Origin of the sequence: Microcoleus sp. T3_D1 (assembly GCF_036700405.1) — a bacterium.
Classification (GTDB): domain Bacteria; phylum Cyanobacteriota; class Cyanobacteriia; order Cyanobacteriales; family Microcoleaceae; genus Microcoleus.
In genome coordinates this window covers 390378-414123 of the sequence record NZ_JAUBOV010000001.1, presented here as the reverse complement: position 1 = coordinate 414123, position 23746 = coordinate 390378, and the positions used below count along the sequence as shown (strand labels likewise).

Below are 23746 nucleotides of genomic sequence, written 5' to 3'. Positions count from 1 at the left end.
CGCCTGATTGTCGGTATGATCGAATCAATGACGTGGCGATCGGCTAGCTCACTCTTTTAAGATACAAGGGGCGGGTTCACCCATAAATTTTGCCACCCATCAATAATCTCGATAAACCCGCCCCCACCCAACGAATAACCCCGATTAAGCATAGTCGCCCAACCGTTAAATTCAATTAATGGGGAATTGGGCCTTTATAGCATGGGGAATTGAGCCGAAAAGTAGAATCTGTAGGTGCGGGTTCACCCATGAATTTTGCCACCCCTCAATAATTTTGATAAACCCGCCCCCCAACTCAAAGACGATATAATTGACATTTGAGTAAAAGTCGATTATTGTAGGCGACTAATATTCTCTTTTGTCCTTCAAAAACAGTTATTAATAGTGAAACTGCCCAATGGTCATCTAGCAGATTTAGGCAATAAAATAGAAGAATATTCTCTAAATCCGAATCATCAAGAAGGAAAAAATAAAGCTGTTTTGTTTGCCAGTAAGTTAGGCATTACCCTAAAAAATGCTGAAATGCTCAAACAGGCTTTAAAAGAAGCTGCTATCAACGAAGATGTTGTTATTCAAAAAAACAATGAATACGGAACACATTACAACATGAAATTCTTGCTGAAAACCGAAGTAGGTGAATCTCTGATTCTAGCAGCTTGGATCGTCCGCTTAGGTGAAAGTTTCCCCCGATTAACAAGTTGTTATCCCGTCAAAAAGTGAGGTAAAAACAATGAAAACAATTAAAGACCTAGATATTGTTGCTTTAACTGAAGATTTAGAAGCCACCCATTTTGAAACAAAACAAATCATTAAATTATATAAAGGACAAGTAGGAACAGTCGTGATGGAATTTGATGGCAGTGCTTTTGAGGTAGAATTTTCTCATCAAGATGGTAGAACTTATGCAATGGAAACCATTCCGGCCACAAAATTAATGCTTTTACACTATGAGTTAGTAGAATCTGTAGGGGCAGTTCCCCGATGAATTTTGCCACCAATAATCCTTATAAACCCGCCCCAAGATATTGGTACAAATCATTTAGGCTCATTATAAAAAATCCCGCAAACATATCGTTTGCGGGATTTAGTAGGCAGGAAACTTGTAGGGAATACGGGAGCATCTCAGTTTTGTAAAAAGCATTTTTTTATTGTAGTGCGAGCGTCCCCGCTCGCGTATTGTACAATACGCGAGCGGGGACGCTCGCACTGTAAATGCAAAACTGAGATGCTCCCGGGAATACTGTTACTAAGCTCGGTCTACAATCTCTTTGGCTTTATCTTTGAGGTCTTCTTTCAGGTGAATTGCTGATGCTTCATCCTGCTTGGCTTGACCTTCTAATTTATCTTTCTGATTGCCAGTAACTTCGCTAACAGCTTCTTGGATTTTGCCTTCAATATTTTTCGCTGTGGCTTCGACTCTATTTTCAATGTTCATAATTTTTTATTCTAACTCTACAACTATTAATATATGATTTTCAAGTTGAGTCTGTATCTCTCTTTAGATAGATTGGCTGTTAACTTTATAGATATCCGGTAGGGAGACGGCACCGTGCCCTTCTTCGTGCCAACTTAAGCTCAAACCAAGTTACAGATTGCTGTTTGACTATTAAGGCCAGATCCCCCCTAGCCCCCCTTAAGAAGGGGGGGACAGGAAGCCTCTTTAAGTCAACCCCTACTCCCCTTCTTAAGGGGGATTTAGGGGGATCTAGACTCGACTATTAGCGAGATTTCTCAAGGGTTTTAGTCTTAAGTTGACACGACGAAAGGCACTGCCGTGTCCCTACGGAGAGATAGAAGTTGCAGGTTGGATCGCAACTTCGACAAGTTTATTTTTCGAGGAAAGACCTGATTTAATGCCGATCGCAGATTTCGGCACTTTAAACTTTTTCGCCAACAGCATGATTAATTCTTGATTGGCTTTACCCTCCACAGGCGGCGACTTGAGATGTACTGTAAGGCTGCCGTCGGGTTGTTCTTCGATGCTTTGCTGTTTGGAATTCGGTTTAACTCTAACTGTGAAAGTTTTCATGTGACTAATAACTAATAACTAATGACTAATGACTAATAACTAATGACTAATGACTAATAACTAATGACTATCTGAATGTTCGATCTTCGTTCCCAAAACTTTCAGGAATTCAGCTAGCCAGTTAGGATGTGCTGGCCACGCGGGGGCGGTGACTAAATTGCCATCGACTACGGCTTCGGTAACTGGAACTTCTGTATATTTGCCGCCGGCCCGGAGTACGTCGGGGCTGCAAGCGGGGTATGCGGTGCAGCGTTTGCCTTCGAGTACGCCGGCGGCGGTTAGAACCTGTAAGCCGTGACAAATAGATGCGATCGGCTTTTTGCTGTTGGCAAAGTAGCGGGTAATTTGCAGCACTTGTTCGTTGAGGCGGATGTATTCTGGGGCGCGTCCTCCGGGGATAATCAAAGCGTCGTAATCGGCGGGGTTGATTTCGTCAAAAGTCGCGTTTAAAGTGAAGTTGTGACCGGGTTTTTCGCTGTAGGTTTGATCGCCTTCAAAGTCGTGAATAGCGGTGCGAATTGTTTGACCCGCGGCTTTGTCCGGGCAGATGGCGTGGACGGTGTGACCTACCATTTGCAGTGCTTGGAAGGGAACCATTACTTCGTAGTCTTCTACAAAGTCGCCGACTAGCATTAATATTTTTTTTGCTGTCATGTTTCCAACTCCTGTTATTTGGATTTTGTTAAATAGGATTTAAAAAAATGCGGGGCCGTTAAAAAGCTGGCCCCGCAAGCTATTCTGGAATCTAGAAACCGTTGCGTCCCCAAATGACCATTGAAATTGAGAAGGAGAACAGAACTAGCACCGAAACCCAACCGAGTGACAAAATATCCATAGCTATTTATTGAACAAACTGTACAAAGTGACTCCAAACCTTATGATAAGTCAATTTGAGCCATTTTTGAAATGAGGGCGCTGTGAAGGATTCGTCAAATTTTAGTGCGGCTGAACGGGTAGAATCTTTGAAGGCAGGGACGGTTGCTGGTTTGTCTTGTTTGCTGGCTTTTGGGGCGATCGCCCTTGGTAATAGCTTAATTCTAGCCGATAGGTTGGATTCTCTGGCGAGTTTGCAGGTAAGGGAAATTGACCTAAATTTTGCCTTCAGGGCGACTCTCGCACTTTTGGGCGGTTTTTTGTTCGGCGTGACTTACCGCTATGCGATTCGCCGAGATGTTAACCCGCAGCTTAAATCTGGTGCGGTGTTGGCTTTTGGGTTGGTGCGGGCTTTTGGACAGTTGGATGCTGGATTGTTTTTTGATCCCGGAAAGATGCCCGCCCTACAGGAGTTATTGCCGTTTGCGGTTCGCGGTGTCGAGAGTGTGGTATTGTTTGCGATCGCGGGTTTTGTGTTGGATTGGGCGATCGGGCGATCGTGGATTAAGCCTTTCGATTCTTGAGATTTGCCGTTGGTTGGGGACAGGTTTACGATCGCCCTCCGTCAAAAACTTGTAGGGGCGGGTTCACCAATAGTTTCAAAGGATACCCAAAGACTCCAAAACCCGCCCCCACCCCGCGCGATCGCCACCCAAGTGGGGGCGGGTTTACGAGATTATCGGTTTTAGGCAATTATTGTTGGTAAAACCCGCCCCTACAGATTTAATTCCTCAAATTCTGGATTGCCGTAAAGCATTTGCCTGTCTACCGCCGACAAAACTTTATTGTTAGCAGCCTCAGAAACTAAACACTGACAAACTAGCTGCGCTACATCTGCCCGGTGAATCGTTCCAGCAACTCGACAATCTTCTGTTAAAATACCGTTGCCTGTTGCAGGTTCCGATTTGAGTCCGCCCGGACGAATTACTGTATAAATCATCCCGCTTGCTATCAAATGATTTTCGGCTTTTTCTTTCTCAATTAAAACCGGGCGCAAAGTTTCTAAAGCTTGGGGCGGCAAAGCGCCGACACTATTACCGCTGCCGATTGATGAAACTAAAATAAATTTTTGCACGCCTGCTTTGACAGCCGCATCAATCAAGTTTTTGTTGCCCAAATAATCGGCTCTTTCTCCATCTTTGGGTAAGCCGCCAATTGTGCTGATTACGGCATGAATTGGCTCACCCCCAGCCATCGCAGCTTCCATAGCTGCTGCATCCAAAGCATCGCCAGTCACGACTTTGATGCCCATTGCTTCTAATTCGGTGGTGGTTGCGGGCGATCGCAAAAGTGCAGTTACTTGCATCTTTTGTGCTGTCAGACATTTAGCGATTTCTAAGCCGACTCCTCGACTAGCACCAGCTAAAAAAATGTGGAATTTCTCTGTCATATTAATTGTGTTTTAAGTTATGCAGAAATTGGTTTATTTGACTGGATATAATTATACAACAATCCTCTGTAAATTTTTCAATTAGTTTTTTTAACCGCAGAGGGCGCAGAGGGCGCAGAGGAAGAGAGGGGAAAGATTCGCAATTCCCGATTCCCAATTTCCCATTTACGTTAGAGTTTTTTGCCCACTATTACTACCCAAGATTGAGCTTCGCGGGGTAAGCCGGGGGGGCGATAGTAGTGATTGACAATTGCAAATCCCGCTTGTTCTAAACAAGGCGCTAAAGTATGATATTCCCATCCGGCTGTATAGCGTTTTCCCGTTGGTCTCTCGTCGTATCCTTCCCAATTTCCCCGGCACATTGACATGACAATTGCACCGCTAACAACTAAGGCTTTGTGCAAATTTTGCAGCACTTTTACCATCTCGTCGCTGGGAACGTGAATCAGGGAAGCATTGGCAAAAATACCGTCAAATTCTGCCTCTGGCAAGTCGAGATTCAGAAAAGATTGTTGCCAAACTTCGCATCCTGACAACTCTTTTGCTATTTCTACAAAAGCTGGAGTTGCATCTAAGCCTACAACTGTGTGTCCTTGGCTTTTAAAGGCTACTAAATCTCGTCCTGGCCCGCATCCTATATCGAGAATTTTACCGGGATTGCGGGGCATGGCAGCGGTCAGTGCGGAGCGATTTTGGGATACGTCGTGATGCCAAGTTCCTAATCGGAAAGATTCGGCAGTTAGCTGGTATTCTGCGATCGTAGTTTCTTCGCGTTTGTCCATAATTTCCCCCTCTTGTATTATTTTAGATTTTAGATTTTAGATTTTAGATTGAAGAATGGCAACCGTAGGGACACTCCAAAAGCCCATTGGTGTCAGCTCAATGCTAAAACCATTGATAAATATCGGTTTTACCATAGTCTAGATCCCCCTAAATCCCCCTTAAGAAGGGGGAGTTTGATCAAACTCTTGTCCCCCCCTTCTTAAGGGGGGCTAGGGGGGATCGAACCCTAATAGTCAAACAGCAGAATGGTAGTAGGTTTGACGTTAAGTTGACACCAATGGACAGTGCCGTGTCCTACTCTATTTCATCCGATTGAAAACTGGTATAAGAGTTAAACAACCAGGGTTTTTTGTTCGGATTTGGTAACTGCTGAATCAACTTCTAAGAGAGAACCTTCGGGAGATTCGATCGCAAATCCCGCATCTCGAATCATGTCCCAATCTTGATGGGCAGCTTGTCCGGGAGTTGTCAGATAATCGCCAACAAAGATAGAATTAGCGGGGTAGAGTCCGAGAGGTTGCAGCGATCGCAAATGCACTTCCCGTCCGCCAGCAATCCGAATTTCTTGACTGGGAAGCAAAAATCGGAACAAACAGAGAATTCGCAAACATTGGCGGGGAGTTAACCGATTCACATCTGCAAATGGCGTACCGGGAATCGGAATGAAAAAGTTGACGGGTACGCTAGTAACGCCCAACTTGCGAAGCGAAAGCGCTAAATCGATCGCATCATCATCCGATTCGCCCATCCCCAAAATTCCGCCGGAACAAGTTGTGATCCCCGCTGCTTTTACGTGTTCGACGGTTTCCACCCGATCGCCAAAAGTGTGAGTCGTGCAAATGTCCGTGTGATATGATTCGGAAGTATTGAGATTGTGATTTACGCGATCGACTCCAGCTTTTGCCAAGCGGTGAGTTTGTTCCTCGCTCAACAATCCCAAACAAGCACAGATTTTTAGGTTATAATTTGCCTTCACAGTCTCGACAGCATCCAAAACGCGATCGAAAGTAGAAGCGTTAGGTTGGCGCCCCGAAATCACCAAACAAAACGTACCAGCTTTTAAGTCTGCTGCGCGTTGGGCGGCATCCAGAATTTTCTCCTTAGCTAAAAGCGGATATTTCTCAATTTCCGCAGTCGAAATTTTTGACTGAGAACAATAATGGCAATCTTCAGGACAAAGGCCACTTTGAGCATTTAACAAATAGTGCAGCCTGACTCGGTTTCCCCAGTAGTGGCGGCGCACCCGATAAGCTGCGTTTAGTTGTTCCAGCAAAACCTCATCCGGTGCGCGCAATACGGCTAAAGATTGCTCGCGAGAGAGACATTTGCCCGCCAGCGCGTCGTCAGCCAAATCGTTCCAATTGGGTAAATTCATTACTAAAATTAAAGGGTTTACAGAGTATCCAAAACCTGACGAATTACCCGATAAATCGATTCTAGTTCATCAGGAGAAATGCAGTAGGGAGGCATCACGTAAAGCGTATTTCCCAAGGGGCGGAGCAAAAACCCCGCTTCGAGAAATCTGGCTTTCAATAGAGGACCGATGTCATTAAAATAACCGGAAACGCTTTCCGTTTTCACATCCATTGCTGCGATGGTGCCGCAAGTCCGAATCCGTTCGAGTTTAGGATGATTTCTCAGCCATTGATTCAGATATTTGTGGTGGAGTTTTTCCATCCCTTGATACACATTTGGGTTTTGCTCCAAAAGCTCCAAGGATGCTACACTCACCGCACAAGCTAAGGGATTTCCGGTGTAAGAATGACCGTGAAAAAAAGCTTTGTCCCATTCATCTCGCCAGAAAGCTTGATAAATATCCTCCGATGCCATTGTGACAGCAATTGGCAAACAGCCACCAGACAATCCTTTAGACAAACACAGGATATCCGGTGAAGTTCCCGATTTAACCGAGGCAAACAGTTCGCCTGTGCGCCCAAAACCCGTCATTACTTCATCGTAAATCAACAATACATTAAACTGGCGGGCAAGTTGTGCGATCGCCCGCAAAAACTCAGGGCGGCACATTCGCATCCCCCCAGAACCTTGCACCAAAGGTTCGATAAAAATACCCGCATAGCCGCCCTGCTTTAACAAAAACTCCAATTTCTCCAAACTCGCCGCCTCTTTGCTTTCCACCTCGCTGTCGCCGTCAAAAGTCGCCGGAAAAGGAACAACATCCCCAGCAAACATTAAAGGTGCAAAAGATTCCCACCACAGCGAACTTCTGCCAGCAGACATCGCGCCCACAGTATCGCCGTGATAACCTCCCTCAAAACTAATAAAGCTAGTACGGTTAGTTTCTCCGAGATTGCGCCAATATTGAAATGCCATTTTCAGAGCAACTTCAACAGCAGTCGAGCCGTTATCAGAAAAGAAAATCCGCGTTAAAGAAGCAGGCGTATGAGTTAGCAATTTACTCGCAAGTTTCTCGGCAGGTTCGTGAGTAAACCCCGCAAAAATTACGTGTTCTAGCTTTTGGGCTTGTTCATAAAGAGCCTCTGCCAGAACCGGATGGCTGTGCCCGTGAACAGTCACCCACCAACTAGAAATGCAGTCGAGAATTTGCCGCCCGTCTGCTAATTCCAGCACCGATCCTTTGCCGCGAATTACCTTCAGCGGCGGGGCAGCCGTTTTCATTTGCGTGAAGGGCTGCCAAATCGGTGAATTTGAAGAATTTTGTTCCAGATCCGCAGTCATTTTTGCCCCGATTACTAATATTAACCAAAATTATCTACCAGTTTTCATTGAATTAGAGATATCGCATCAGGACACGGCGCCGTGCCCATTTGTGTCAACTTAAGGTCAAAGTTAGTCAGAGACTGGTGTTTGACGATTAGGCCTAGATCCCCCCTAACCCCCCTTAAGAAGGGGGGAACAAGAATCTTCTCAAAGTCAACCCCTACTCCCCTTCTTAAGGGGGATTTAGGGGGATCTAGACTCAGGTAAAAACGAGATTTATCAAGGTTTTTAGCCTTAAGTTGTCACCAATGGGCAGTGCCGCGTCCCTACGATATTTAATCAGATTCAAAACTGCTATAATATAGCAATCTTAACTCAGTTGTGAGCTTTTATCTTTTCTTACTTCTTCTTCTCTTCCTTCGTGTCCTTAGCGTCTTCGCGGTTCGTTAAAAAAAATCTAGTTTGGTGTCGAGGGCCGCTGCCTGGGAACGTCAGCACCCATACCACGTATTCGCAGGCAATGGTTAAAATTGTCAGTTACAATTTTCTGCCTTTGAGCAAATAAGTCGTCATAGATCCTTTGCCTTTAACATTAATTTTACCGCGTTTTTCCAACAAATACTTATCGCACAGCAACTCATAAGTGGAGTTACTAACTTGAATTTTACCCGGAAGTCCCTGAGATTCCATGCGGCTTGCTGTATTCACAGCATCTCCCCACAAATCGTAAATAAACTTTTTAGTGCCGATGACACCTGCTACAACAGGCCCAGTATTAATGCCAATGCGGATATTGAGAGGTTTACCGCATTCGTCGCGGAATTTCATAATTTCTTGCTGCATTTCCAGGGCCATTTCGGCAATAGATTCGGCGTGATTTGTACAGGGAAGTGGCAAACCGCCTGCTACCATATAATTGTCGCCGATAGTCTTAATTTTTTCTAAGCCGTATTGTTCGCTTAAGCGATCGAAAGATGAAAATATTTTGTTAAGCAACTCGACTAATTCTTCAGGAGATGTGCGCGAAGATATTTCGGTAAAGCCCACAATATCAGCAAACAAAACCGTAACCTCGGCAAATCCGTCCGCAATATTTATCTGGCCTTGTTTTAGGCGATCGGCAATCATTACCGGTAAGATATTTAGTAATAAACGATCCGACTTTTCTTGTTCGGCGCGCAATACTTCCTCAGCTTGTTTCCGCTGTGCAATTTCCTGGTATACTCGGTGAAACATTTGATTGAATGCGACCATGAGTTCTCCCAACTCGTCATCCCGCTTGACAGACAGAGAGTAGAAATCAGGTTGTGCTCGATCTTTACTCAAAGCGTCTCCAGCAGCGATCAAGTCATCGCGCAATCTCAAGAGAGGTGAAATTACTGTCACCCCTAAAAAAAACATAGTCACAGAAGTGACAAAGGCTGATATAATGATGACTAGAACCGCAATCCGCCCGATAAATGCGTAGAGTTCCGGTTGAACGGTGGAAGCATCGTGGCGAACAATTAAGATGTAATCGCCTCCCAAATGTCGCTCCGTCCAAGCAATATCGTAGCGCTTGCCATCGAAATTGTGATGGTGAACTATACGAGCTTTTTTTAGTTGCTCTAAACTGATTTCTGGGGGTTCGCCAAGTGTATATATTAGCTCACCGTTAGCTTGGTAAATAGATAGTCCTAAGACTACTTGAGAATCCTTAGTAATATTTTTTACTTCTTCTTGCAAGAAAGTGCGATCGGAAATATCTTGTTGGAGCAAAAACTCTAGGGAATCAACAGTCGCCCGAGATACCTGTTCCAGTTGACTTAAAAGTTCATTTTCGCGCCGAAAATAAGAGGGAACTAAAATAATTCCCTCTATGACAAGAATGCTAGCAAATACCCACAAAGCTATTTGCCTCGACAAGCGAGATTTGAAAAATTTCAAAAATGAGAAAATCCGCAATAACATAAAACTTACTATTTTGCAAATGGCTAATGTAGGACATAGAAAAATCAACCCGGTTTCTCGTAATAAATTTTGGGTTGTCAACGAAGCAACCGCGCAGAAACCGGGTTCTCACATCCCCTGTGTACTTCCTATAATTGTCAGCAGTCAACAGCCAGCAGCTATTAACTGTTACTTCTTGGCTGCTTGCTGCTGACTAATATCATGTCCGATTGATTAACCATAATATCGCGGTCGGGGCGGGTTTTTCAGATTGTCAATTATTGGCAGGTATTGTTGGCTCACGGGCCCCTACGAAAATCGCGGTCGATCGACCGGACATGATATAATGACTGATGACTCTGGACTAACTAGCAGACCCCTTAATAATATAATAAACAAATTAAACCGAAACTGCGCTGACTAACCTGCCTGCAAGCAGATAAGTATTCATATCTCCCTTGCCTTTGATGTGGATAATTCCTCTGTTTTCAAACAGATACTTATTTCTCAAGATATCGTAAGTTGATTGTGTGACTTGAATCACGCCGGCAATCCCGTTAGGGTAGAGGAAAGCTCAGACATATTTGCCATCGCTACTCCTACACCTACACAAAATAAAATTGTCACCGCAAGCAGAATTCGCTTATAAATTAATTGGCTGATGGCAGCCCGACTGCGAGAAATCAACTGGCGCATGGTATCCTCAAGTGTGAGGTTTAATCTTTATTTCAATTTATGCACTACTAACATAACACTGGTTGTTCAGACTGTTTTGCGGGCGTCCGGGGTAAAGCAAGACTGTCTGAGTGCAACCGAGGGTTAATTATTGTTTACCGCGAGGGTTTCGCTTATCCGTAAGAATACGCATAACTTTATAGTGGTTTTCTGTTGAGTGAAGTACAGATGATCGGGTAAGGACACGGCGGTGGCCTCTCCCTACTTCACGCAATTTTTGCTTGATATCGGTTAGGATAGCAATTGTAGTCTATGGTTGGCGATCGTGAATTCTGACTCTACTGCTTCACCTGCGAACAACGAAATTTTTCCTGGAGAAGTTTTCGTCAATACTGCCAATTTTGATACCGGCATTCGGCGACTTTTACCTAAATATGACGAAATGTTGGATGTATTAGCAGGCTGCATTGCTAACGCAAACCACCGCATTTTAGAACTCGGCTGCGGTACGGGGGAACTCACTTTAAAAGTTCTCCAACGCTACCCGTCTGCGGAAATAGTTGCTGTCGATTACTCGCCGCGAATGCTTGATTTTGCCCGCGCAAAAATAGAGTCGGCAGGATACGCAGCCCGGTGGACTGGAATAGAAATGGATTTTGGAGAATGGGCTAACAATCCAAATTTCTCAGGCTTGGGCGATAAATTCAATGCTTGCATTTCATCTCTGGCAATTCACCATCTTGAGGATGACATGAAGTTGAAATTGTTTCAACGGATTCGCGGAAGTTTAAATGCTGGTGGCTGTTTTTGGAATGCCGATCCTCTTTTAGCAGAATCAGCAGCAATGAAAGATATTTATCAAGCGGCGCGAGAAGATTGGGCGCTAAATCAGGGGGAAACTTTAGCCGAAATTCGCGCAAATGTGGGGACGAGTGTCTCTTACGGCTATTCTAATCCCGATCGCCTAGCTACACTTTCGGCACAGTTGGAAATGCTTGCCTCATCTGGGTTTGAGACTGTTGCAGTTCCTTGGAAATACTACGGTATGGGGGTGTTTGGGGGATTTGTTAATTGAAAAAACCAGTTTTGCTATGTAGGATGAAACCTCAGCACCTTACTGCTTAAAGAAAGATTGCAGTTAGTATTTTAGGTTACTAAGTTAGGTTTGATAAAATATATAATACTGTCAGGATTGAGGAAACAAAATGACTGCAACTGCGATTCAAAGTATTGACTGGGATGCTTTTTCTTCGGAACTATCGGGAATTGAAATAATTAGCGATCGCGCGCAAGTTGTCAAGCTATCTCAAGACTATTATCATTTCAGTCCAGTTTTGCAACCTATCTTAAGTGATAAAACAGGAGATTTAGTCGTTCGTCCCGCCAGCGAAGCCGAAGTTTTGCGGATTGCAGCAGCCTGCGTCAAATCCAAAATTCCGCTAACTGTCAGAGGTGCAGGAACGGGCAATTACGGGCAGTGCATTCCCCTCAAGGGCGGCGTCATTTTAGATACCACCAAAATGCACAGTATCCGCTGGATAAAACCGGGTTTAGCTTGCGTAGAACCAGGGGTGAAAATGTCGGTTTTCGACAAACAAGCGCGAGAAACCGGTTGGGAATTGCGGATGGTTCCCTCAACCTATCGCACCGCAACGATTGGGGGATTTATCGGCGGCGGTAGCGGGGGAATTGGTTCGATAACTTACGGGCAATTGCGCGATCGCGGAAATCTTCATGCTGTTCGAGTCGTTACAATGGAAGACGATCCCCGCGTCATCGAATTGCGTGGCGATGAAGTGCAAAAAGTCAATCACGCTTACGGCACAAATGGGATTATTACTGAGTTAGAAATTCCCCTCGCCCCTGCTTATCCTTGGGCGGAAATCATCGTCGCTTTTGACGATTTTATGATATCGGCCAACTTCGGTCAAGCTTTGGGCGATGCTGACGGAATTATCAAAAAACTAATTTGTGTTTGTGCTTGGCCGATTCCTGCTTATTTTGCTGCTTTCCGCGAGGAGATTCCTGAAGGTAAGCACTGCGCTTTGTTAATGGTAGCTGAATCTTGTCTGGAACCGCTGCAAGATTTGGTGCGCGAATATGGCGGCACAATTTGCTATCAAAAAAACGCGCAAGCAGCGATCAAAGGTGCAGCAATTGCTGAATTTACTTGGAATCATACAACTCTACACGCTCGCAGCGCTGACCCGTCTCTGACTTATTTGCAGACGCTTTTTCCCGCAGATAAAGGTTTAAAGTTAATTGAAGAACTGTATAATTTTTATGGGGATGAGGTGATGATGCACTTGGAGTTTTTGCGGATGAATGGCAGGGCGATCGCCGCGGCTTTGCAAATAGTTCGCTACACTACGGAATCACGGCTCAATGAAATTATTCGCTATCACGAAGAGCAAGGTGCACTGATTGCTAATCCTCACACTTATATATTGGAAGATGGAGGGATGAAAAGTATTAATGTGGAACAGTGGCAGTTTAAAGAGTTGGTCGATCCTTACGGTTTGCTTAATCCGGGTAAAATGCGGGCGTGGTTGGAACGGGATTAAGGGTGATGGTTTTTAGATAAGATTCGGATCTTGAAATCGCTGCTATACAAACGAAGTCCGCCTACGCGGACTAATAAATAAAGATTAAAACTCGGCGGTTGAAACCGCTGCTAGACAAACGAAGTCCGCCTACGCGGACTAAGAAAGCAATTTAAGGGACAGGGGCGGTAATTTCTGCTGGTGCGATCGCCCCCGGTGTAGGTACAGCTTGCTTTTCCAGTAGTAGGCGCTGTTTGTTCCGAAATTCTGCGGCCGCATCGTTCAAATTTTGGCGCTGTTCGGTATTAAATTCTTCCATGCTGCGGCCGCCGCCCAATTTCGATCGGTGAATTAAATCAAATATTCCCCTTCCGCTGCTGCGGCCGGAAAATGGGTCGGTATTGTCTTGAGTTTGAAAGTCTTGCAGCGGTTGGGCATTATTTAAACCGCTGGCTTGAGCGAAGCTTGCTTGAGGGGAGAACAGAGCACAGGATGCGATCGCGCTTGCAGCAATCCCCATCATCAATTTGCCGGATTTGGAAGTTTTGGTGTTCATAATTTATTTGTTGAACTTTCAAAAAAACAATTCTATCTAAACAATATTCTGACTTGTGAGTAAATATTATATTACTTCGCTGGGGCTAAGGAGACGGCATTGCCCAAGGCGTGTCAACTTAAGCTTTTAGTCCGCCAGTCCTCCCGCTCACCCCAGGACGGTTTCATTCGACCTAGGGGCAATCCCCCCGTGGTTGCCCCCATGTCTGAAATGCCTGTGAAATCGTCTGTGGGTGGGGGCGGGCACGGGGGCACCGCCCCTACAAAAGCCTGATTTTCGTGAGAGTGAAACAGTCCTATCGTTGACCCAGCAGTCCGCCAGGGAATGAATTCCCTGTCTCATAGCGAAAGTCCTCTCAAAGAGGACTGAAGAAGTCATTAGTCCTATGCAAGAGGACTTTGGCTTTGAGAGTCTTGTTTCAACCCCTGACGGACTATCGGTTTTAGCTTAAGTTGACAGGACGAAAGGCATCCTAGAATTGACGGTGCAGGTGAAACGATCGCCCTAAGCAAACCTGCGTCTCAGCAGCGGTTGAATGCTCAGCAGCGCCACCAAATCAAACGCCAGCAGCACTAACAGCGCTCCTCCAAAGGTGACAGTACCCCAAGGAGCTTGCATCACGACACTGGCTAGCGACCAATCGCTGTGCAGGTACAGGTAGCGGATGGGTTCGATCGCGTAACTCAGAGGATTGAGAGTCACCACAACTTGCAGCCACTCTGGCATAAATGACAGCGGCGCGAGGGCTGTGCTGGCAAATAACAGCGGCAGGTTAGTAACAAAAATTACCGCTATTAATTCTACGTGACCGGGAAGGGCGAAGGCTAAACCCAGACTCAAACCGGTGACGCCCAAAACTAACAGCAGCACGATCAGGGCGATCGCCCCTAGTCCGGCAATTCCGGGGAATCCCGCGCCCAAAAAGGCTCCCGCTGTAACGATTGTGCCGGTTTGAATAAAGCTGAGGGTGACGATAAAAATAGCCGAAGCCAGGACGATCGAAAATCTCGAAGCCAACGGCGCGACTAATAAGCGGTTGAGAAATCCGAACTCGCGATCGAACATAATCGGCAAACCAGCATTCAGCGCCCCGGCAAATGCAGTAAAAACGATAACGCCAGCGCCGAGAAATTGTCCGTAATTCTGGCTTTCGCCGAACAAGCCGGCGGGTGCATTTTCAAACAGAGCTCCGAACAAAACCAACCACATCAGGGGCTGAATAATGCCTGCAACTAGCGTCGAGGGGCGGCGCTGCAATTGAATAAACAGGCGCTTGGTTAAGGCGAGTGTTTCTTGGATGAAGTCGCCCAGCAGGGAAGTGGAAGTGTCAGCGGATGCTGTGGAGAGTGGCCGCTGCTGGTTGAGGTTGTTGGGGGATGTAACAGTACCGCTCATAATTGCTTGTTGATTAAATCTAACTCTCTTTACAGTAGCAAGTCTGGAGGTATTGGTGGTGTTGGGCGGGCGATCGGTCTAAAATTGAGAATAAGCTCATCAAATATGCTAAATAAAAACTTGATTTACTAGGAGGATTGGCTGATGTCATCAAGGGCGATCGCAACTTGGGTCAAAATCATGGAATCTTTGCCAGAAACTATTCAAGACAAAGTGGTTGAACATTTGCGAGAATATCTTGAAGACTTAAGGGATGAAGAGCAGTGGAATTTATCTTGTGAGAACACACAACAATCGCTGATTGTGGCTGCACAGCGCGCCAAACAGGAAATTTCCGCAGGAAAAGCACAGCCATTAGATATGGATATAGATTTAGAAATACCAACACTAGCCGACTATCCCAGTCGCCGAGAATTTATGCAATTGCCGTTAGAAGAGAGACGAAATATTCTAGCAAAACAAGCTGAGGTAATGTTGCAACATTACCAACAAGATAGAGAAGGGCAAGAATTAGAAGCAGGAGATTTAATTGACTACATACAAATATGAAATAAATCGCCAGGGTGATCGTGACACTCTATGATTTTTGATGGCAGGTTTGGGGAAACAGGAGAGCTATTTTTTGAAATTTATTCTAATTAGTACCTCGACCATCTGAGCAGAAAGCTGTTATAATTTTGCAAGTTCCCTGTGTTTTACATCCTTGTAAAGCTGCGTTTTTTGCGGTTTCAAGAGAATCGCTAGTACCCCAATATCCGGCTGAATTAGCACTTGCAAAAAGCTCACCACCTGCATAAGCTGCACAATTATTGAAAGACACTAGACTCCTACAAGAGCGAAAACGCTTTTGACAATTCTCTAAGGCTCTTATCTCGCTTTCTTCACGAGTAAGAGAGTCCCAAGACCATCCTAATTCTTGACTAGAAGCAGACGCGATTGCTCCCCATTTTTCAGTTGACTTTATTTTTGTACTAGAATAAGGTAACAGTAAATATACATCTCCTTCTATGGATTTTAGTGAATTCTCACGTTTAAATCTTCCTTTCATCACTCCTGGATTAGCCGTTTGGCTAAGACTGAAAAATGTACCCTTAAGGTAATCTGGAAACATATCTCCCCACACAATGCCAGTATCTGATTTGGTAATTGTAAAATTCAGTTGTGTTCCCAATATTTTCCCTTGAAAATACATTTTTCTATCAGGGTCTGTTATTTCACCAATAATTTCTCCCGATGTTTTATCAAAATTAGTGAAGCGAAGAGTAAAAGCTTTATCGAATTGATCGCCCGATCGGTATCCTACCCATCTGCCAGAGAACACACTATTTGTATCAATAGATAATGCTATTTTATCTTGAATTGCATTCGCAGAATCGATAACATTAAACTGACCACTATAAAATCTTTGAGTCAAGTTTTCATGATCTAAATATTTTCCGAATATTCCAATTCGACTGATAGCAGCACCTTTATCAAATAAATTAATAACCCTGGCTCCTCTTTTACCTACTTTTTTGGTGAATTGTTCCCAAGCCTTACCTTGAAATTGAAATAATTTGCTTAAAACCTCGATAATTATTTCTTCATCTTCAGTACCAACTGCTTGCGCTATTTTAGTTGAATTATCTGGTTTAGATAGGCAAGACATCAAAGTAGTAAAAGCAGAAATAGGGTTTTTAGCATTCAAGGCTAATTCATTTTGGCAATCTAATGAAACAGAACTAAGTAGAAGAGCTACATCAATTGGTTTTTTACCAGTGGAGCCAGCAGCCACAGCAAAAATATCCATTGCCAACAAGGAAAGATTAATATCAAATGCGCCTACTTTTTGAGATTCACTTCTTCTATTTGAAAAACTACCTCCCGACAAAATAACATCATAACGACCATGTTTCCATCGACCATCTTTAGATATTAAAGCTTGTTCAATCTGATTGCCTCCTGAAATAGTTTTGATGATACTTCCATCCCAAACGCCAATTTCTGCTGGTAAAATTAGCAATTCTCCAACAACATTTTGCTCCTTGTTTTTAGGCCCACCATAGTCATTGTGCGTTACAGGATACTGTAGTTTACCAGCAGGAATAATCAAAATTTGCTGTGCGATTGGAGAAGTTCCTTTAACTTTTATACCCTCAGAGCTTGCTTGCAATTCAAGTCCGTGCCACAAAGGCCAATTTGTACTAAAAATTTTTCCTTCCTCGGTAAATTTGCTAGTAATTTCATATTCAAGATTGTTTGAGGTAGCTTGAGCGTTAGCAGAGGGAATAACCCACTCCCAAGATGGGAATATTTGACCAGCCAAGGTCTGATTATTAACTAATTCTTGATTGCTTTTTAATTGTTCTTGAAGTTGGTTTGAGGATTTTTGGGAAGTCTCAGGTAAAAATACTTGCTGATCTATAGCTACATCAAGAGCAATCTCAGAAGCTAATGTGAATATATTTTCATCAAAGAGTGACGTAGATTTAGAAACTAAATTGACTAAATCTTTAAACTGCTTGTTTTTTTCGATTGCTTGAAAAATTGAAATCTGCTTTTTCAAAGGCAAGCCTAAAAATAAGGGATTCATAAAAACTAGGCTACGGGCAGTTGATACAAAGCTTAATTGAGGTTTTTCATTAAATTCAGGTACAAAAAAATCTATTAATCTGAGTTCATTACCAAATTTTGCAACCACAATAGCGGTAGAGTTGGTAGAGTTTTCTGTTTGACCTTCCGTTTTCTTAGTTAGCTTAATCCTTTGTCCTTGTTCTTTAATTGATTTTGATTCCGTAAGCGTCATAATTTTCCCTGACTTGAGTTCAGACTGGCCAACAGGGATATCAGTTACCTTAACCTCAACTCCTGAAAAGTCGAGCAAGCTACAACCGCCAAGCAAGCTGATTGTTGAGAGAGTAGCTACGAATAACTTAGCTTTTCTTGTAATATGGGTAGCTTTAAATAAGTAAGAACTCATTATTTTAATCCCTAATTTTTTAACAAATCTGAAGTTTTTCTTTTGGGAAAGTCCGATACCCTGTTCAGCAGGATGATGCTATTAACCATTATTAAGTATTCTTGAGGTTGTTGCTAGAGGTAAAACGTGGGATTTAGTGAAATTCACAAAACTTTACAGTGACCTCTTAGTGTGATTTAGTTGTTTAAGTTGGAAAAAGTGTTATAAAGTGGGGAAATCCTAAATTCAACCATACTCCCAGGCAGCCCTATGGACATTCAAGATGTATTACAATGGACAGACGACCGGGTATTGGCTAAGAGGGGAAAACATCTTGATTCGCTGCAAAGATGTATATTAGAGCAAGTGTGGCAAGGTCATAAATACCCAGAAATAGCTAAAGCTTGCAACCGTAGTGAGGATCATATTAAACAGGTGGCCAGGGAATTATGGAAACTTCTCTCTGATATCTTGGGAGAAGATGTTAAAAAATCTAATGTTCGTTCTATTTTAGAAAAATTACGATTCTCCAATATTTCCAATTTATGGTTTACTCAGGACTCTGTGCAAAAAATAGGTAACATTAACTTCTGTGGAGAAGGTAGGCACTGTTCAGAAGAAATAAAATATCGATCGCCCTCTACCACCAACACAGACAATATTAAACCAGAAAATCTCTATGATTTAAGAGATGCACCGACTCTCAAAACCTTCTACAACTACCCCAACTCACCCCTCACCGCCCTCGAAAACTCGATCGCCCGTCAAAACTGCCGCCTCCTCACCATCACAGGCATGGCAGGCACCGGCAAAAGTGCGATCGCCCGTCACCTCATCCCCCAAATTCAAACTCAGTTCGATCGCATCATCTGGCGCAGTCTCCGCACCTCCCCACCCCTCGAAACAACCCTCAAAACCCTCATTCAATTTCTCTCAAATCAACCAGAAATTAACATACCCGCCCACACCGATGTTCAGTTATCAATCCTAATCGAATATTTGCGAGACAATCGCTGTCTCATCATCCTCGATGACGTGCAGCAAATTCTCAGCAGCGGGCAACTTGCAGGAAATTACAAACCCGGATATGAAAACTACGGAACCCTATTTAAACTCATCGGCGAACTTCCCCACAATAGCTGTTTAATCCTCAATAGTTGGGAACCACCCTCAGACATCCTCACATTCACCGACGATAATTCAGCAGTACGTTTATTGCAGTTAACCGGTTTAGGTGAAGCCGCCACAGAAATTCTTAGACAAAAGGGTTTTTTGGATGAAGAAACATGGCCAGAATTGATTAACCTTTATCAAGGTAATCCCCTATGGTTAAAATTAGTCGCTCAAACCATTAACAACTTATTTGGCGGTAGAGTCTCTCAATATTTAAGCTGTCAACCAGTATTTTTAAGCGATGAATTGACCCCGATATTGCAGCAGCACTATCAGCGGTTGTCGGAAATAGAAAAACAGGCTATTTCGCAACTTAGTAATGAAATCGAACCTGTTTCCTTTACTCAATTTCTGGCAAAATGTCAAGGTTCGCAGGGCGAATTATGTAAAGCAATTCAATCTTTAGCCAGACGGGGAATGATCGAAAAATTGAGCGGTGAAACAGAAACCGTTTTCACGATTCCACCTGTGTTAAAACAGTATGTTAAAATGGTGGCAGATCCCCCCTAGCCCCCCTTAATAAGGGGGGGACAAGATTCTTCTCAAAGTCAACCCCTACTCCCCAACAATCAGGGGGATTTAGGGGGATCTAGATATGTGCAACTTCACATTAAATTGGTATAAGTCCTAATCTAGTTAAATGAGAGCCAACCACTATCGCAACTCAAACCCAACCTAAACTAATGCTCACTTTCGATCGATTCATCAAGCAACTTCCAGATGAAGACGGACGCTATGAACTTGTTAATGGAGAAATTGTCAAAATATTACCAACAATCAGACTCCACGAAAATGTAGCTGATTTCCTTGAAAATACGTTCCAAGACGAGGTAAAAATACTCCACCTGAATTACAGGGTATCTGGCCGAATTGTAGTCAGGACATTAACCCCGAATGGTAAAGAACAAGGCCGCCATCCTGATGTTACAGTAGTAGACAAAACCCTCTGGGAATCGCAGCCCTTCGGCCCCTCAGCCCTAACTGATGCCCCACAATTAGCAGTAGAGATAGTATCAACAAATTGGGAAGATGATTATATCGACAAGCTGGACGAATATCAGCGGCTGGGAATTTCTGAATATTGGATTGTCGATTATTTAGCTTTGGGTAGCAGAAACTATTTGGGCAACCCGAAAGAGCCGACTGTTTTTGTTTATCTACTTGATGAAAATGGCGTTTATCAAATGACTGCTTACCGAGGAACTGAGCGAATTATATCCCGAACTTTCCCAGAATTAGCACTGACAGCAGAGCAAGTATTGGATGTATGATCTCAAATATCCCGAAAATATCAGGATACAGCATGGCTCATTGGTTTCAACTTAAACCGAAAGACCGCCAGGGAATGAATTCCCTGGCTAATAGCTAAAGTCCTCTAAAGAGGACTAATGAATAATGATTTCTTCAGTCCTCTTCAGAGGACTTATGCTTTGAGGCAGGGAATTCATTCCCTGCCGGGTTCAGGGAAAGAGCGTCTCGAACAGGCAAGATGCCTGTTCCACAATAATTATTGGAGAGGTTTATTAAACTAAACTACGATCGCATCGCCTGTTTTTGCTCAGCCTTCAAATCGCGGTTGCTAGCAGCAGCCAACTCCGCATCCAACAGCGTCTTACCAGTCGCCGCCAAATACACATCATCCAAACTCGGCCGAGATTGAGCAATCCCAAAAGTAGGAAGTCCCGCATTTTTCAAAGCTTGCTGAATAGTCACCAGCGCATCGCTTTGCGGCGTTACTACTAAATTGAGAGAATTTCCTTGAGCGGTATTGACAATTACTTCCTGCACAAAAGGCAGCGATTGCATCAGATTTTTAGCTTTTTCGGCTTCTTCCATCGGCGAAAACTCCCGAATCCGCAGAGTCACCCGATCGCCCCCAACCCGATTTTTCAACTCCTCCGGCGTACCCTCAGCAATTACTGTACCCTTGTCAATAATCGCCACGCGATCGGCCAAAGCGTCAACTTCTTCGAGATAATGGCTGGTAATCAAAACCGTCGTACCTTCCTCCCGCAAGCGGCGCAGGAAATCCCACACTACCACCCGGCTTTCAATATCGAGCCCGACAGTCGGTTCGTCTAACACCAAAACATCCGGCTGGTGAAGCAATCCAGCAGCTAAGTCGAGGCGTTTGCGGATACCGCCGGAATAAGTGCCCGTCTTTTTATTTTCCCACTCCTCCAAACCGAGGAGTTGCACCATTTTGTCAATCCGCCCTTTAATCGTATTGCGCGGCAAATGGTAAAGCGCTGCTTGCAGTTGCAGGAGTTCCCGCCCCGTCAGCACCTTATCGAGAGCCACTTCTTGGGCGACGTAGCCTAGTCTTTGTCTGGCAATTCTCGGCTGGCTGACAGCAGAAATGCCAGACACTTCAATGCGTCCGCTATCGGGCGCACTCAATGTACAAAGTACCCGCAGGGTTGTGGTTTTGCCTGCGCCGTTGGGGCCTAGCAAACCAAATATTTCCCCCGGTTCTACCTTGAAGGAAACATCTTTAACGGCTTCTACAGTGCCGTAGCGTTTCTGAAGATTTTCAATTAAAACGGCGGGAGCCATATATTTTGGGGATGAACTGGTTGTTAATATTTTGACACTTCTGAGCTCAAATTGCCGGAATGGTCGATCGACCTATACGACTCGGTGTGCTTGTACGATCGCACACTCCTCCTCAACCGGAAACTGCTTATAGTTCTGATTCTTAATATCAGTTTAAAAAATATTAACTTTATAGCGGTTCTCAACCCTGATATTCATCAGTTTTCCCACTATTTAATCTCCCATCTCAAATCATGTCCGGTCAATTAACCATGATTCCTGTAGGGGCGGGTTCACCAAGATATTGAATAGAAACGAGAAAATCTGTAAACCCGCCCTGGCCTTTAATCGCGGTCAATCGATCGGACATGATATCAAATCCAAAAAATTATGAGTTTTGAGTTAATTATAACTTCTCAGTTAACAACTCAAAACTCACAAGTTTTCAACAAGTAGAGATGCACCCGAAACCTGTTACTTTATAATTATCTCTACCTATAGGCTGATGTGTAGCGAGATTTTGATAATTAACACACTGGTCAAACACATCACACTTTCGAGCAAACTATTAAACACAAAAAACTTCCCGAATTGGCAAGTTCTACTTGTAACGAGTTCCCAAAAAATGTAACTGTAGGCCCGCGATATCAACCCCGATAGTTATCAGTAATCACCAACTCTTTAATCGAAAATTAATCGAAAATCGAAAATCGAAAATCGAAAATGGTATTAACTCCCCTAAAGGGAGTGGCTGCCACCTCTTTAATCGACAATTTTTACCCAACCGCGGCGAACGTTGTACAGCAGTCGGTTGATGATGGCATACTCATCTTCATTCAGTGTTCTTTCTAAGAGTGCCGATCTGAGCTGTCTCCGGTCGTGGCGAGTCACGACGCTGGAGAACATGACCTGACCAAATAACTCTTCGAGTGTCATTTGGGATACTGACATGATAAACCTCCTAGTTGATTGAGACAGATAAAATTTTAACAGGCTTGTTGTATTTTTATTATCCACTCTGGGAGGGACTTCAAAGGCGATCGAAAACATTGACACGGTGTGATTTTTTGGTTAAAAATCTGTGACCGAGACTTTGATGCCCAGTGACTTGGATCTCTTAAATTGGTGATGCTTGTCACGGAAGTCAGAAGTCAGAAGTCAGAAGTCAGAAGTAAGAGGGAAAAAGACCCTTGCAGCGCGATCGCCCTCAAAAACTCTCCATCTCGTCCTGACGGCTTCTCAACCTTATTTTCCCCTATGCCAATTTTCCAGCTAATTGAGGCATCGGTCAATAGTCGCCACAACCGACTCAGCCAAATCTTTCAGCGCGTAACCCCCCTCCAAACCAAAAGCTATGCGGCGGGTGAGTTGCAGGCAGTATCCGGTGAAAGTACCGAAATCTGACGGCATCAGAGTCATGCTCGCCAGCGGATCGGACGCAGTAGCGTCATAACCGGCGCTGACAATCAACAAATCCGGTTCAAATTTGGACAAAAAAGGCACGACAAGAGATTCAAAGGCGCTCAGGTATTCAGCTATGCCACTGCCGGGATAGAGGGGAATGTTCAGCACGTTGTCGTAGGCACCGCGCTCCTCGGCATCTCCCGTTCCCGGATAGCACGGAGATTGGTGCAGGGAACAGTAGGCAATTTGCCTGCAGTTTTCCACCAAAGATTGAGTGCCGTTGCCGTGGTGTACGTCCCAGTCGAGGACAGCGACGCGGTTGATTCCCGGCTGTTCCAGGGCGTAGTGAGCGGCGATCGCAGCATTGGAAAACAAGCAAAAACCCATCGCGCGGGCGTTTTCGGCGTGGTGTCCCGGCGGCCTGGCCAGCACAAAAGCCGGTTCCCCCGCAGCCAGCACTCGATCGACCCCATCGAGCCAAGCACTCGCCGCTAGCAGCGCTACGTCGTAACTTTCAGCAGAAATCGGCGTATCGCCGTCGAGGTAGCCGCCTCCCCGATGAGCCAAATGTTCGACTTCTTTGATGTATCTTTGCGAGTGAACTTTTTTGATAGCCGAGAACAGTTGTTGTTCGCGCTGCGCCACTGGGGTGGGCAGTTGCCACTCAATTTGATCCGCCCAAGGAGCAGCTTTCAGAGCGTTGACGATCGCCGTTAAACGTTCTGGTCGCTCTGGGTGAAGCATTCCAGTCTTGTGCAGCAAGAAATCTTCGGAGTAGATGACGGGTAGCATCGGCTGATTTTAGATTTTAGATTTTAGATTTTAGATTTTTAGTTGGCTTTAA

The 23746-nt window shown here is 44.4% G+C and carries 25 protein-coding genes; 8 read left to right on the top strand and 17 right to left on the bottom strand.

Going from position 1 to position 23746, the window contains the following annotated elements; translation table 11 throughout:
• The first annotated feature begins 384 nt into the window (after nt 1-384).
• Entirely contained in the window at nt 385-720 is a 336-nt protein-coding gene (locus QT992_RS01745) for a DUF6883 domain-containing protein (RefSeq protein ID WP_333142475.1), read from the top strand.
• 10 nt (nt 721-730) lie between these two features.
• Complete coding sequence (locus QT992_RS01740; protein WP_333290680.1) at nt 731-985, top strand: DUF4926 domain-containing protein; 255 nt, start codon at nt 731-733, stop codon at nt 983-985.
• A 261-nt stretch (nt 986-1246) separates the two neighbouring features.
• Here QT992_RS01740 and QT992_RS01735 read toward each other — a convergent pair whose 3' ends face one another.
• The 4 genes from QT992_RS01735 to petN all read right to left on the bottom strand — a co-directional run bounded on the left by QT992_RS01735 (nt 1247) and on the right by petN (nt 2864).
• Complete coding sequence (locus QT992_RS01735; RefSeq protein ID WP_333054441.1) at nt 1247-1435, bottom strand: CsbD family protein; 189 nt, start codon at nt 1433-1435, stop codon at nt 1247-1249.
• A gap of 345 nt (nt 1436-1780) precedes the next feature.
• On the bottom strand, nt 1781-2029 hold the full coding sequence (locus QT992_RS01730) for a DUF167 domain-containing protein (RefSeq protein WP_333339853.1): 249 nt from the start codon (nt 2027-2029) through the stop codon (nt 1781-1783).
• A gap of 60 nt (nt 2030-2089) precedes the next feature.
• Nucleotides 2090-2683, bottom strand: coding sequence for a DJ-1/PfpI family protein (locus tag QT992_RS01725; protein ID WP_333339850.1), 594 nt, complete (start codon nt 2681-2683; stop codon nt 2090-2092).
• Between the two features lie 91 nt (nt 2684-2774).
• Entirely contained in the window at nt 2775-2864 is a 90-nt protein-coding gene (gene petN / locus QT992_RS01720; protein ID WP_071883976.1) for a cytochrome b6-f complex subunit PetN, read from the bottom strand.
• 82 nt (nt 2865-2946) lie between these two features.
• On the opposite strand from petN, the gene QT992_RS01715 reads away from it, so the two are divergent.
• The gene (locus QT992_RS01715) at nt 2947-3426 is read left to right on the top strand and encodes a hypothetical protein (protein ID WP_333315155.1); all 480 of its coding nucleotides are present in this window, start codon (nt 2947-2949) and stop codon (nt 3424-3426) included.
• Between the two features lie 191 nt (nt 3427-3617).
• On the opposite strand, the gene QT992_RS01710 is transcribed toward QT992_RS01715, so the two are convergent.
• The 7 genes from QT992_RS01710 to QT992_RS01680 form a co-directional block, all read right to left on the bottom strand.
• Complete coding sequence (locus QT992_RS01710; RefSeq protein WP_333315154.1) at nt 3618-4292, bottom strand: SDR family oxidoreductase; 675 nt, start codon at nt 4290-4292, stop codon at nt 3618-3620.
• A gap of 170 nt (nt 4293-4462) precedes the next feature.
• The gene (locus QT992_RS01705; protein WP_333339848.1) at nt 4463-5074 is read right to left on the bottom strand and encodes a class I SAM-dependent methyltransferase; all 612 of its coding nucleotides are present in this window, start codon (nt 5072-5074) and stop codon (nt 4463-4465) included.
• A 332-nt stretch (nt 5075-5406) separates the two neighbouring features.
• Complete coding sequence (bioB, locus tag QT992_RS01700; RefSeq protein ID WP_333248408.1) at nt 5407-6450, bottom strand: biotin synthase BioB; 1044 nt, start codon at nt 6448-6450, stop codon at nt 5407-5409.
• Between the two features lie 17 nt (nt 6451-6467).
• Nucleotides 6468-7772, bottom strand: a complete 1305-nt coding sequence (bioA, locus tag QT992_RS01695; protein ID WP_333339845.1) for an adenosylmethionine--8-amino-7-oxononanoate transaminase — start codon at nt 7770-7772, stop codon at nt 6468-6470.
• A gap of 519 nt (nt 7773-8291) precedes the next feature.
• Nucleotides 8292-9704 (bottom strand): adenylate/guanylate cyclase domain-containing protein, encoded by a 1413-nt coding sequence (locus QT992_RS01690; RefSeq protein WP_333315150.1) that lies wholly within the window; start codon nt 9702-9704, stop codon nt 8292-8294.
• A gap of 379 nt (nt 9705-10083) precedes the next feature.
• Nucleotides 10084-10227: an adenylate/guanylate cyclase domain-containing protein gene (locus tag QT992_RS01685; RefSeq protein ID WP_333315149.1), complete on the bottom strand. Its 144-nt coding sequence runs from the start codon at nt 10225-10227 to the stop codon at nt 10084-10086.
• Nucleotides 10224-10379 carry a hypothetical protein gene (locus tag QT992_RS01680; RefSeq protein WP_333315148.1) on the bottom strand — a complete coding sequence of 52 codons (156 nt, stop codon included), beginning with the start codon at nt 10377-10379 and terminating at the stop codon, nt 10224-10226. Before QT992_RS01680 ends, QT992_RS01685 begins: the two co-directional genes overlap by 4 nt.
• A 304-nt stretch (nt 10380-10683) precedes the next feature.
• Between QT992_RS01680 and QT992_RS01675 the strand changes: the two genes are divergently transcribed.
• Together QT992_RS01675 and QT992_RS01670 are read left to right on the top strand one after the other, a co-directional pair.
• On the top strand, nt 10684-11433 hold the full coding sequence (locus tag QT992_RS01675; RefSeq protein WP_333339841.1) for a methyltransferase domain-containing protein: 750 nt from the start codon (nt 10684-10686) through the stop codon (nt 11431-11433).
• A gap of 130 nt (nt 11434-11563) precedes the next feature.
• Nucleotides 11564-12922, top strand: a complete 1359-nt coding sequence (locus tag QT992_RS01670) for an FAD-binding oxidoreductase (RefSeq protein ID WP_333339839.1) — start codon at nt 11564-11566, stop codon at nt 12920-12922.
• Nucleotides 12923-13073: 151 nt separating this feature from the next.
• Here QT992_RS01670 and QT992_RS01665 read toward each other — a convergent pair whose 3' ends face one another.
• Together QT992_RS01665 and QT992_RS01660 are read right to left on the bottom strand one after the other, a co-directional pair.
• Nucleotides 13074-13457 carry a hypothetical protein gene (locus tag QT992_RS01665; RefSeq protein ID WP_333339836.1) on the bottom strand — a complete coding sequence of 128 codons (384 nt, stop codon included), beginning with the start codon at nt 13455-13457 and terminating at the stop codon, nt 13074-13076.
• A gap of 504 nt (nt 13458-13961) precedes the next feature.
• Nucleotides 13962-14852 carry an ABC transporter permease gene (locus QT992_RS01660; RefSeq protein ID WP_333104916.1) on the bottom strand — a complete coding sequence of 297 codons (891 nt, stop codon included), beginning with the start codon at nt 14850-14852 and terminating at the stop codon, nt 13962-13964.
• Between the two features lie 144 nt (nt 14853-14996).
• On the opposite strand from QT992_RS01660, the gene QT992_RS01655 reads away from it, so the two are divergent.
• Nucleotides 14997-15401 carry a hypothetical protein gene (locus QT992_RS01655; protein WP_333339833.1) on the top strand — a complete coding sequence of 135 codons (405 nt, stop codon included), beginning with the start codon at nt 14997-14999 and terminating at the stop codon, nt 15399-15401.
• A gap of 85 nt (nt 15402-15486) precedes the next feature.
• On the opposite strand, the gene QT992_RS01650 is transcribed toward QT992_RS01655, so the two are convergent.
• Nucleotides 15487-17811 (bottom strand): DUF4189 domain-containing protein, encoded by a 2325-nt coding sequence (locus QT992_RS01650; protein ID WP_333339831.1) that lies wholly within the window; start codon nt 17809-17811, stop codon nt 15487-15489.
• A 249-nt stretch (nt 17812-18060) separates the two neighbouring features.
• Here QT992_RS01650 and QT992_RS01645 point away from each other — a divergent pair, with 249 nt between their 5' ends.
• Together QT992_RS01645 and QT992_RS01640 are read left to right on the top strand one after the other, a co-directional pair.
• Nucleotides 18061-19473 carry an NB-ARC domain-containing protein gene (locus QT992_RS01645; RefSeq protein ID WP_333339830.1) on the top strand — a complete coding sequence of 471 codons (1413 nt, stop codon included), beginning with the start codon at nt 18061-18063 and terminating at the stop codon, nt 19471-19473.
• A gap of 173 nt (nt 19474-19646) precedes the next feature.
• Complete coding sequence (locus QT992_RS01640) at nt 19647-20234, top strand: Uma2 family endonuclease (RefSeq protein WP_333339827.1); 588 nt, start codon at nt 19647-19649, stop codon at nt 20232-20234.
• Nucleotides 20235-20496: 262 nt separating this feature from the next.
• Here the strand turns inward: QT992_RS01640 and QT992_RS01635 are convergent, their stop codons facing one another.
• The 3 genes from QT992_RS01635 to QT992_RS01625 form a co-directional block, all read right to left on the bottom strand.
• Nucleotides 20497-21519 (bottom strand): ATP-binding cassette domain-containing protein, encoded by a 1023-nt coding sequence (locus QT992_RS01635; RefSeq protein ID WP_333339825.1) that lies wholly within the window; start codon nt 21517-21519, stop codon nt 20497-20499.
• 741 nt (nt 21520-22260) lie between these two features.
• Nucleotides 22261-22449 carry a hypothetical protein gene (locus QT992_RS01630; RefSeq protein WP_015175516.1) on the bottom strand — a complete coding sequence of 63 codons (189 nt, stop codon included), beginning with the start codon at nt 22447-22449 and terminating at the stop codon, nt 22261-22263.
• 321 nt (nt 22450-22770) lie between these two features.
• Nucleotides 22771-23694 carry a histone deacetylase gene (locus QT992_RS01625; RefSeq protein WP_333315134.1) on the bottom strand — a complete coding sequence of 308 codons (924 nt, stop codon included), beginning with the start codon at nt 23692-23694 and terminating at the stop codon, nt 22771-22773.
• Nucleotides 23695-23746 lie beyond the last annotated feature (52 nt).

Bases quoted from the DNA above. Each gene is read 5' to 3' on its own strand.
- QT992_RS01740 (WP_333290680.1), top strand. From the start codon at position 731: ATGAAAACAATTAAAGACCTAGATATTGTTGCTTTAACTGAAGATTTA.
- QT992_RS01735 (WP_333054441.1), bottom strand. From the start codon at position 1,435: ATGAACATTGAAAATAGAGTCGAAGCCACAGCGAAAAATATTGAAGGC.
- QT992_RS01730 (WP_333339853.1), bottom strand. From the start codon at position 2,029: ATGAAAACTTTCACAGTTAGAGTTAAACCGAATTCCAAACAGCAAAGC.
- QT992_RS01725 (WP_333339850.1), bottom strand. From the start codon at position 2,683: ATGACAGCAAAAAAAATATTAATGCTAGTCGGCGACTTTGTAGAAGAC.
- petN (WP_071883976.1), bottom strand. From the start codon at position 2,864: ATGGATATTTTGTCACTCGGTTGGGTTTCGGTGCTAGTTCTGTTCTCC.
- QT992_RS01710 (WP_333315154.1), bottom strand. From the start codon at position 4,292: ATGACAGAGAAATTCCACATTTTTTTAGCTGGTGCTAGTCGAGGAGTC.
- QT992_RS01705 (WP_333339848.1), bottom strand. From the start codon at position 5,074: ATGGACAAACGCGAAGAAACTACGATCGCAGAATACCAGCTAACTGCC.
- bioB (WP_333248408.1), bottom strand. From the start codon at position 6,450: ATGAATTTACCCAATTGGAACGATTTGGCTGACGACGCGCTGGCGGGC.
- bioA (WP_333339845.1), bottom strand. From the start codon at position 7,772: ATGACTGCGGATCTGGAACAAAATTCTTCAAATTCACCGATTTGGCAG.
- QT992_RS01690 (WP_333315150.1), bottom strand. From the start codon at position 9,704: ATGTTATTGCGGATTTTCTCATTTTTGAAATTTTTCAAATCTCGCTTG.
- QT992_RS01680 (WP_333315148.1), bottom strand. From the start codon at position 10,379: ATGCGCCAGTTGATTTCTCGCAGTCGGGCTGCCATCAGCCAATTAATT.
- QT992_RS01670 (WP_333339839.1), top strand. From the start codon at position 11,564: ATGACTGCAACTGCGATTCAAAGTATTGACTGGGATGCTTTTTCTTCG.
- QT992_RS01665 (WP_333339836.1), bottom strand. From the start codon at position 13,457: ATGAACACCAAAACTTCCAAATCCGGCAAATTGATGATGGGGATTGCT.
- QT992_RS01660 (WP_333104916.1), bottom strand. From the start codon at position 14,852: ATGAGCGGTACTGTTACATCCCCCAACAACCTCAACCAGCAGCGGCCA.
- QT992_RS01655 (WP_333339833.1), top strand. From the start codon at position 14,997: ATGTCATCAAGGGCGATCGCAACTTGGGTCAAAATCATGGAATCTTTG.
- QT992_RS01650 (WP_333339831.1), bottom strand. From the start codon at position 17,811: ATGAGTTCTTACTTATTTAAAGCTACCCATATTACAAGAAAAGCTAAG.
- QT992_RS01645 (WP_333339830.1), top strand. From the start codon at position 18,061: ATGGACATTCAAGATGTATTACAATGGACAGACGACCGGGTATTGGCT.
- QT992_RS01640 (WP_333339827.1), top strand. From the start codon at position 19,647: ATGCTCACTTTCGATCGATTCATCAAGCAACTTCCAGATGAAGACGGA.
- QT992_RS01635 (WP_333339825.1), bottom strand. From the start codon at position 21,519: ATGGCTCCCGCCGTTTTAATTGAAAATCTTCAGAAACGCTACGGCACT.
- QT992_RS01630 (WP_015175516.1), bottom strand. From the start codon at position 22,449: ATGTCAGTATCCCAAATGACACTCGAAGAGTTATTTGGTCAGGTCATG.
- QT992_RS01625 (WP_333315134.1), bottom strand. From the start codon at position 23,694: ATGCTACCCGTCATCTACTCCGAAGATTTCTTGCTGCACAAGACTGGA.